Source organism: Leifsonia sp. SIMBA_070 (assembly GCF_046534635.1).
In the GTDB taxonomy this organism is placed as follows: Bacteria; Actinomycetota; Actinomycetes; order Actinomycetales; family Microbacteriaceae; genus Leifsonia.
The window spans coordinates 1-269 of record NZ_JAWRYK010000316.1; the positions used below are offsets into that span (position 1 = coordinate 1).

A 269-nucleotide genomic window follows, 5' to 3' on the forward strand; every position below is an offset into this window, starting at 1 on the left:
GGTCGTCGCCTGCGCCCAGCGGGCCGAGTGCGACCATGCGGCCTTCGTAGTCGAAGGTCAGGGTGGCGACCGCCTCGCGGCTGCAGGAGACCTTCGAGCAGATTCGTTCCGTCACGAAGACGAGCTTAAAGGCTGCACCGATGGGCACCTATCGGCGCAACGTCCTAGGCTGAAGACATGAAGTGGACGTCTCGCGCACGCCGTGAACGGCAGGAAACGCCGAAGCCCCGTTCGGCTCGCCACGGTCGGCATGGTCGCGTCGGACGCAG

The 269-nt window shown here is 66.2% G+C and carries 1 protein-coding gene; it reads right to left on the bottom strand.

The features are described from left to right. Window positions 1-148: DUF3499 family protein (locus tag SB754_RS20500; protein WP_410784202.1), on the bottom strand; the 148-nt coding region annotated here is incomplete at its 3' end. Window positions 149-269 lie beyond the last annotated feature (121 nt).